This is a genomic window from Nocardia araoensis NBRC 100135, assembly GCF_000308435.1.
In the GTDB taxonomy this organism is placed as follows: Bacteria; Actinomycetota; Actinomycetes; order Mycobacteriales; family Mycobacteriaceae; genus Nocardia; species Nocardia araoensis.
Genome location: NZ_BAFR01000349.1, coordinates 41,184 through 49,728 on the forward strand (window position 1 = coordinate 41,184; position 8,545 = coordinate 49,728).

Sequence of the window (8,545 nt, forward strand, 5' to 3'; positions counted from 1 at the left end):
TCGGCATGTCGGAGGTGAACAGCGGTGGTGACAACGGCCCCGCCGCGCCCGGTGAGTTCGTGGGCAGGCATGCCGAACTTCGGCGGATAGAAGCCCTGCTGAGCACGTCCAACGCCCGTTTGATCACCCTGGTCGGGCCGGGCGGCATCGGCAAGACGACGCTGGCGGTCGAGGCCGTGCGGCGCTATCGCGGCGCGGCGCGGCACCCGGTGTACTGGACGCGCCTGGCCCGGCTCGTGCCCGGCGCGGAGACCGGGGCGGTCGCGGAGGAAGTGCTGCTGTCGGTCGCGAAGAACGGCATCGTCGGCCGTTCCGCGTGGGACGGCTTGGTGGAGATCTTCGCCGACGGCCTCGCCGACGGCGAGGTGCACCGGACCATTCTGGTGCTGGACAACTGCGAACACGTCCTGGCCGGCGTCGGCCCGCTCATCATCGGGCTGCTCCAAGCCGCCCCCGGCCTGACCATCGTCGCGACCAGCCGGGAGCCGATCGGCTGGATCGACGAGCAGTTGGTGCCCGTGCCCCCGCTGTCCAGCGTGCACGCCCTCGAACTGTTCCGGCGGCGAGCCGAGCGCACCGGACGGCCGATTCCCGAGGATCCCGGCCAGCTCGCCATCGCCACCCGCATCTGCGGGCACGTCGACAACAACCCGCTGTTCATCCGACTGGCCGCGGCGCGGCTGCTGCACCGGCCACCCGCGATCGTGTTGCGCGAGTTGTCCGGCGACACCGACGATCGCCGTCTGCAGTGGACGCACGGGGCCAGGGGCGGGGTCGGTGAACGGCACCGCAGCGTGCGTGACGTGATCGCCTGGTCCTACGGTCTGTGCACCGCATCCGAGCAGTTGCTGCTGGACCGCTTGTCGGTATTCGCCACCGGTTGCGACGCCGAGAACGACGAGACACCGTGCAGCGGGGCCGACTTGGACGCGATCGTGGCGGTGTGCGCGGACGCGGCGCTGCCCGCGGAGCGGATCGGCGGGCTGCTGGAGCGCCTGGTCGAACGCTCGCTGCTGTCGGTCCGCATCACCGCGTCCGCGGTGCGCTACTACCTGCTGGAAAGCGTCCGGGTGTTCGTGCGCGACCGGCTGAACGCCCGGGGCGACCACTTGGACGAGGCGCGGCTGCTCGCCCGGCATCGGCGGCACTATCGCGACCGCGTCGCCGCGGGCCCCGCCACCTGGTACGGCCCGCGGGAGCAGGAATGGATCGCCTGGGCCCGGGCGGCCTGGGACAACATCCTCATCGCCGTCGAGACCAGTCTGGCCGATCCGGAGGAGGCCGTGGTCGGGCTGGAGACCGCCGCGACGCTGATGGCGTTGCGCGTGCCGTTCATCACCGGGTCCAATCGCGCCATCACCAGCCTGACCGAACAGGCGCTGGAAGTCACCGCGCAGGTCGAGCCGCCGCCGACCCGGCTGCGGATCAACGCGACCGCGCTGGTGGGATGGATCGCCATCTGGCAGGGCAGGCACGCCTACACCGCGCAGCTACTGGACGAATGCGCCGCGGAGTGCCTGTCCGACGCGCAACTGCGGCGCGGCTGGCGCGAGACGACGGCGATCGATGTCGGCCTGCCCGCCGCCGTGGAGTTCACGTGGGGCCTCGAACTGCTGCTGATCCACCTCGACATCCGGGCGGTGGACGTGCTGGCCAGGGCGCGCAGGAAATTCGCCGCCCTCGGCGACCGGGCCGGCGAGCAGCGCAGCGAATTGTTCGAAGCGCTCACCTACGCGAACCTGGGTGACGCGGACGTCGCGCTCGGGGCCGCGCGCACGCATCTGGACCGGGCTGTCGCCTCCGACGCGGGCTGGGCGACCTTTTGGGCGGAGCTGGCCTGGATGATCGCGGTATCCCGGCACGGCGATCCCCGGGAGGCGGTCCGGCTCGGGCAGTCCACCTTGGAACGCCTGCTGACCACGGGCGACACCTGGACGGCCGGCTGGGTCGCGCATTTCATGATGATGGCGCTGACCTACCTGTTGTCCGCCCGGATCGAGGCGGGGGACACCGACAGTGCCGAAGCGATCGCCGCCGCCACCGAGGTCGCCCACTTGCAGGGCGGAATCGCCACGTTGCACCGCTCCATGGGCATCGTCGCCGATCGGGTGACCCTGGTGGCCAGGGGCACCGCACAGGCCGTCGCCGCCGTCACCGCGGTCATCGGCCCCGAGGCGCACGAGGCGGCGGTCCAGCGGGGCGCGCGCCTGCGTCCCGAACGCGACGAACTGCAATTGCTGCTGCTGGGCAGGTTGCCTGCCGATCGCCTGCTGCCCGCGCGGCGGCCGCAGGCCAGGTCGACGGCCTCGCGCTGGGACGAGTTGACGCCCGCGGAACGTGAGGTCGCCGTGCTGGCCGCCGCGGGCTGGGCCAACAGCGCCATCGCCGCGCGCAGGGGCAGTTCGATCCGGACCGTCGACGCCCAGGTCGCGACCATACGCAGGAAGCTGATGGCGGCCACCAGGGCCGACATCAGCTGGCATGTACCGGATCACCTCGAGGAGCGGATCCGGCTGGAATCGGAGCGAAGGCCCGCACGGACGCGGACACGCCCGTAACCGCTGCGGCGGTTACGGGCGTGCCGGTAGGGGTCGGTCAGCTCAGGGAGCCGTCGTAGCACAGGCTCGACGACCGCCAGGAGTGCTGCGGCCCGGTGCCGGGATCGAAGGCCCACTGGTCGATCGATCCGGCGGCCTTCCACCACACGGAGCCGCGTCCGTCCGAGACCACCTGGTAGACGTCCTCGGAACCCTCGATCAGCTGGCTTCCGACGCAGTAGTCGTTGTATTCCGTGCCGTACTGGCGGGCGCCGGGGCTGAACAGGCCCGCGGGGTGGGTGTACGCGCCGGGGTTCGGCACGGTGCTGGCCTGTCGCACGGCGTTGCCGCGGTGCCAGTAGGGCGCGCCGACCGCATCGGTACCGCAGCTGAAGGTCCAGCCGCCCGCGACGACGGTGGTGCCCTGGCCGTAGGCGCCACCCGCCCAGAGGCAGGCAGCGCCCTGAGCCTCGGCGGTGCCCGCGCCGAGGCTCAGGCCGCCCGCCGCCACCGCTGCCGCCGCCAGCAGGGTGAGCGTCCGTGCCGTGCCGCGCTTGTCGTTACACGCGATCGTCCGGCGAAGCCCGTGGTTCTTAAACATAGGTGTTTCTCTTTCGTGCGCTATCCCGGCCGGAGTGGATTTCCGGGATTGGTGATACTTCAAGTAATGTGCCGCTAAGTAGCGGTACGATCAGTCCCTGAGGACGTCACGGAAGGTTGTGGGTGCGAGTAGGTGAGCCGGACCGGCGATCACTGGCACCAGCGGGCCTGCGGGCGGCAGACGGTGTAGCCGCTGCCGTCCGGGCGGGCGACTCGCGACCAGCTGGGGCTGGCCGAAGCGTCGCCCGTGGGGGTGTCGGCCGGCGCGGGGCGGCTCTGGCGCTGGTGGTAGTCGCGGATGGCGTCGTCGTGCTCCTCCGCGCGGAGCGGGTCGTTGTCGCTGTGGTTGTAACCCATCGGGTCGATCTGGTGCCAGCCGTGGGTGTCACCGGTACCGTTGCGCGGATCCGAAGGGCCCGAGTGCGACTCGGCGCCCGCGATGCCCGCGGCGCCCGCGGTGAGCATGCCGACGATCGCGGTACAGGCGAGCAGTCGTCGTGCGGCGGAATGGGTGGTGGCGGTCATCGTAAGTCTCCGTTCGGATTTCGAGCCGTGCGCGGCGACACGGTTCGAGCGGCGGCGGTGCGGCGAACGTCGATGGTCGGGGTTGCCGCGTGAGGTGGGGGCGGGGAAGGGATCGGGGCGGCATCCGTCGCGGACGTGGCGTCCGCGGGCCGGTGCCGGTCGGCTCGGTCCCGCTCGTCGGGATGGGAAGAGCCCGGCCTGTCGTATCCGTGGCGGCCCGGGTCTGCGGGGCGCGGTGCCGCGACGATCGCGTCGGGCCCGGCCAGCGCTTCGGCCTGCGCCGGGGTTTCCGGCGTGGCCGCTATCGCGCTCACGATCAGCGGGCGGACGAGCCAGGTCTGTGTCCGTCGCTGGTGCGGCGTGATGCCGGTCATCGTTCGCGTCCGTTCATCTCGCCACCTCGGGATCGGAGATCGGTCCGGTGTGGTCCGATCGGCGGTCCCTGTCTATCGTGCCGTTGGATAACGTCACATTAATGGACGGGTCGATGCCTTGTCGAGTGCTTTCTCGAGCATGGGAAGAGCCGCTGGGTTTTTCGCGCGGCCCGGCCTCGTGACCAGCGGCGATGACACGCGTCTTGAACCCGAGGTCCTGCGAAACCTTCTCGGGCGGCGCATTTTCGGGTCGGAATCCGCGTTCGGCGGGCGTGGTGGGAGACCGCGGCGAGTAGCGACAGTGATGCGGCACTCCCGATGGAAGTGACGTGGGTCGCGGCGCCACCGGCCGGAGGCGCGGCTGTGTCTCCGTTTCAACCGGCGCGCCGGAGCGTTGCTGATTCCCGGCGGAGTGGGCCCGGCATGTGCGTCGCCGCGCCCGTCACAACACGAAAAGGGCGCCTGCCGCGATGGCAGACGCCCTTTTCGGTGCTTGGATCAGGCTTCGGTGACCGCCGCGTAGGCCGGCGCCCCCGAACCCGTGGCCGCCGCGGGCACGCGGCTCGGCTTCGCGGCGGCGGGGTCGCGGAACGGGGCTTCGATCACGGCACGCTCCCGCCACAGGTAGTACAGCGCCATGGCGAAGATGCTCGTGCCGATCACATTGGCCAGGAAGTGCCACCAGATGCGGTAGGTCGACGCACCGGCACCGGGGTCGAGCAGGCCGAAGAAGGTCGACAGCCCGATCGCCTTGGTGCCGAACGCGACTGTCAGCGTGAGCGCGAGGTGCTCGAGTCCGTGGATGCCCTGCATCAGTACGCCCATGCGGCCCCACTTGCGCGCCTTGCTCTCCAAGGCGTGGTGGGTGACCAGCGCGACGCCGACCAGTCCGGCGAGGAAGTGGAAATTGCCGACCAGGTGCAGGATTTCCATCCCGAGCGACGGCTTCATGTGGTCGACCTGACCGAACCCGTTGGCCAAGCCGGTGCCCCACGGCGTCATCCACGACGGGGAGTTCGGGTGCTGGACCCAGTATCCGACCTGGGCCACGTGCTCCTGGAAGTGGCCGATCTGTGCGATGACACCCAAAGCGATCACACCGAGAGCGGTGCGGAACATCCACGGTCGCAATGGTTTACGTATAGCGACAGCAAGTACGCCGACGGCCGCCCACATGACGACCATCCAGGCCACCATCAGGATCGCACCTAGGATTTCCAACCCGGTCGCTTCGGCTGTGTGGTTCATGGGAACCGCCCTTCTGCGCGCCCTCCGGCAACGGCGACGGATGGGGGAGTTGCTACGGAAACGCGCGGAACGCGTTGTCCGCAACATACAAGGTAGCGTGGGCTCCTGTCCGCGATTTTCGAATGTCCTGGGGTCTCTCACAATTCGGTTCGAGTCATACCCGGAACGTATAGCGCGTGTTCAGGATGGCCGCAGAAAGCCTTCGACGATGCGATGGGCGCGGTCGGCCGCCTCCGGATCGCCGAGCCGCAGGGCGGTATTCGTCGCGCAGAGCACCGCGTCGATCTGGAAGGCGGCCAGATCGGCGTCCAACTCGGCGATCTCACCGGCGGACGCCGCCGCCCGCAGCTCCCGCGCCAGCTGCCGCACCCACGCCTGCTGATCCCGGAACAGGGCGTCGCGCACCGGCCCCGGCTTGCTGTCGTACTCGGCCATCGTCGCGACACGGAAGCATCCGCCCGCGAACAGCGGTGTCGTGGCATAGACCATCCAGTGCTCCACCAAGGCGCGCAGGCGAGCGACGCCGTGCGGCGCGGACCGGGCGGGTTCGACGACCGCTTCCACGAACCGGTCGCGCGCGTGGTCGACGGCCGCCAGTTGCAGCGCTTCCTTGGTGCGGAAGAGGGTCTGGATTCCGGCCTTGCTCAGCCCGGTGTCTTCGGCCAGTCTGCCGAAACTCAGGCCGTCCAATCCGTCGAGCGAGGCGATGTCGACCGCATGCCGCAGCACCGTGGCGCGCGTCTTCGCGCCGCGCAGCAGGCGCTTGTCGGTGATCCGGGCGGTTTTTCGGCCACTTTCCATACGGTCGATCGTACGTTCTGAGAGCCGACCTCGCCGTACTCAAGCGCGCTGGTAGGGCCAGCTCCAGTCGGCGACCTCGGGGATGTCCTCGCCGTGTTCCCTGGTCCACGCGCGGGCCGTCCACCGCGCGTCGACCATCTCCTGCCGCAATCCCGCGGCTCGCTCGCGCAGGCTCGGCACCCGATCGATCACGTCCATCACCAAGTGGTAGCGGTCCAGATCGTTGAGCATCACCATGTCGAACGGCGTGGTCGTGGTGCCCCGCTCCTTGTAACCGCGGACGTGCATCTCGTCATGGTTGGTGCGGCTGTAGGTCAGCCGGTGGATCAGCCACGGATAGCCGTGGAAGGCGAAGATCACCGGCCGGTCCCGGGTGAACAGGGTGTCGAACTCGCTGTCCGGCAGGCCGTGCGGATGCTCGTCCTGCGGCTGCAACCGCATCAGGTCGACCACGTTCACCACCCGGACGCGCAGGTCGGGCAGGCGTTCGCGCAGGATCGCGGCGGCGGCGAGGGCCTCCAGGGTCGGTATGTCGCCCGCGCAGGCGAGCACCACGTCCGGCGTGGCGCCCACCTCGTCGCCGTTGCCGGCCCACGGCCAGATGCCGATCCCGCGCGCGCAGTGCTCGGCGGCTTCGGTCACCGACAACCAGTCGGCCTGCGGCTGCTTGCCCGCGACCACCACGTTCACGTAGTGACGGGAGCGCAGGCAGTGGTCGTAGGTGGACAGCAGCGTGTTCGCGTCCGGCGGCAGGTACACCCGCACGATCGAGGCCTTCTTGTTCAGCACCACGTCCAGGAAGCCTGGGTCCTGGTGGGTGAAGCCGTTGTGGTCCTGGCGCCACACGTGCGAGGACAGCAAATAGTTGAGGCTCGGAATCGGCCGCCGCCACGGCACCGCGGAACTGGCGTCGAGCCACTTGGCGTGCTGGTTGAACATGGCGTCCACGATGTGGATGAACGCCTCGTAGCAGGTGAACACGCCGTGCCTACCGGTGAGCAGATAACCCTCGAGCAGTCCTTGGCACATGTGTTCGGACAGCACCTCGATCACCCGGCCGCTTCGGTCGAGTTTCTGGTCGCGGCGGTCGATCTCCGCCTGCCAGTTGCGGCCGGTGACCTCGAGGATGTCCTGCAAGCGGTTGCTGGCCAGTTCGTCCGGCGCGAAGGTGAGGAAGTTGTCCGGATTGCGCCTGGTGACCTCGCGCAGCCAGCCACCGAGCACTCGGGTGGCCTCGTGCCGGGTCGCGCCCGGCGCGGAGACCTCGACGCCGAAATCGCGCCAGTCCGGCAGGAGCAGGTCCCGCAGCAGCGTACCGCCGTTGGCGACCGGATTGGCGCTCATCCGCCGATCGCCGACGGGCACCTGAGCGGTCAGCTCCGGCACCGGCTTGCCGCTGTCGTCGAACAGTTCCTCCGGACGGTAGGAACGCAGCCACTGTTCCAGCACCGCGCGGTGGTCCGCATCGGTGCGCGCGCCGGGCAAGGGCACCTGATGCGCGCGGAAAGTGCCCTCCACCTGGTCGCCGTCCACCACCGGCGGACAGGTCCAGCCCTTGGGCGTGCGCAGCACGATCATCGGCCAGCTGGGCCGTGCCCCATCGGCGCCGTCGCGCGCGGCGCCCTGGATCCGGCCGATGTGTTCCATGCTCGTGTCCACCGCCGCGGCCATCGCCTGGTGGACGGCCGCGGGATCGTCGCCCGCGACGACGATCGGCTCGTAGCCGTATCCGCGCAGCAGCGACAGCAGCTCCGGTTCCGGGATGCGCGCCAGGATGGTCGGATTGGCGATCTTGTACTCGTTCAGCGCCAGGATCGGCAGCACCGCGCCGTCGCGCGCCGGATTGAGGAACTTGTTCGCATGCCAGCTCGTGGCCAGTGGCCCGGTTTCCGCCTCGCCGTCGCCGACCACGCAGAACACCGTGAGATCGGGATTGTCCAAGGCGGCGCCGAACGCGTGCAGCAGCGAATAACCGAGTTCGCCGCCCTCGTGGAAGGAACCGGGCGTCTCCGGCGCGCAGTGACTCGGCACCCCGCCGGGGAAGGAGAACTGGCGGAACAGCGTGCCCATGCCCGCGGCGTCCTGCGGAATGTGGCTGTAGACCTCGGAGTACGTACCCTCCAGCCAGCCGCACGCGTTCGGGCCGGGACCGCCGTGCCCGGGGCCCGCGACGAAGACGGCGTTCAGGCCGCGTTGCCGGATCGCGCGGTTGGCGTGCACCCAGACGAGATTCAGGCCGGGCACCGTGCCGAAGTGCCCGAGCAACCTGGGTTTGATGTGCTCGGCGCGCAGCGGTTCGCGCAGCAGGGGATTCGCCGTCAGATAGATCTGGCCGACCGCCAGATAGTTCGCGGCCCGCCACCACGCGTCGATCGACGCCAGCTCGTCGCGGCCCAGTGGTCCCGGCACGTCCGCCAGCCGGTAGGGACGCGGTGCGACGGTGCGGCCGCCGGTGCTGTC

Annotated in this window: 6 protein-coding genes; 1 reads left to right on the top strand and 5 read right to left on the bottom strand. The window is 69.8% G+C overall.

Features of this window, described 5'->3' with window-relative positions:
* Positions 1 to 5 precede the first annotated feature (5 nt).
* Positions 6 to 2,558: an ATP-binding protein gene (locus tag ON21_RS33895; RefSeq protein ID WP_039804949.1), complete on the top strand. Its 2,553-nt coding sequence runs from the start codon at positions 6 to 8 to the stop codon at positions 2,556 to 2,558.
* Between the two features lie 37 nt (positions 2,559 to 2,595).
* Here ON21_RS33895 and ON21_RS33900 read toward each other — a convergent pair whose 3' ends face one another.
* The 5 genes from ON21_RS33900 to ON21_RS33925 all read right to left on the bottom strand — a co-directional run.
* Positions 2,596 to 3,138: a hypothetical protein gene (locus ON21_RS33900; RefSeq protein ID WP_039804951.1), complete on the bottom strand. Its 543-nt coding sequence runs from the start codon at positions 3,136 to 3,138 to the stop codon at positions 2,596 to 2,598.
* A gap of 149 nt (positions 3,139 to 3,287) precedes the next feature.
* Entirely contained in the window at positions 3,288 to 3,662 is a 375-nt protein-coding gene (locus tag ON21_RS33905; protein ID WP_039804953.1) for a hypothetical protein, read from the bottom strand.
* Between the two features lie 872 nt (positions 3,663 to 4,534).
* Positions 4,535 to 5,284 (bottom strand): DUF6008 family protein, encoded by a 750-nt coding sequence (locus tag ON21_RS33915; protein ID WP_039804957.1) that lies wholly within the window; start codon positions 5,282 to 5,284, stop codon positions 4,535 to 4,537.
* Positions 5,285 to 5,464: 180 nt separating this feature from the next.
* Positions 5,465 to 6,085 carry a TetR/AcrR family transcriptional regulator gene (locus ON21_RS33920; protein ID WP_039804959.1) on the bottom strand — a complete coding sequence of 207 codons (621 nt, stop codon included), beginning with the start codon at positions 6,083 to 6,085 and terminating at the stop codon, positions 5,465 to 5,467.
* A 39-nt stretch (positions 6,086 to 6,124) separates the two neighbouring features.
* Positions 6,125 to 8,545: phosphoketolase family protein (locus ON21_RS33925; RefSeq protein ID WP_051021689.1), on the bottom strand; the 2,421-nt coding region annotated here is incomplete at its 5' end.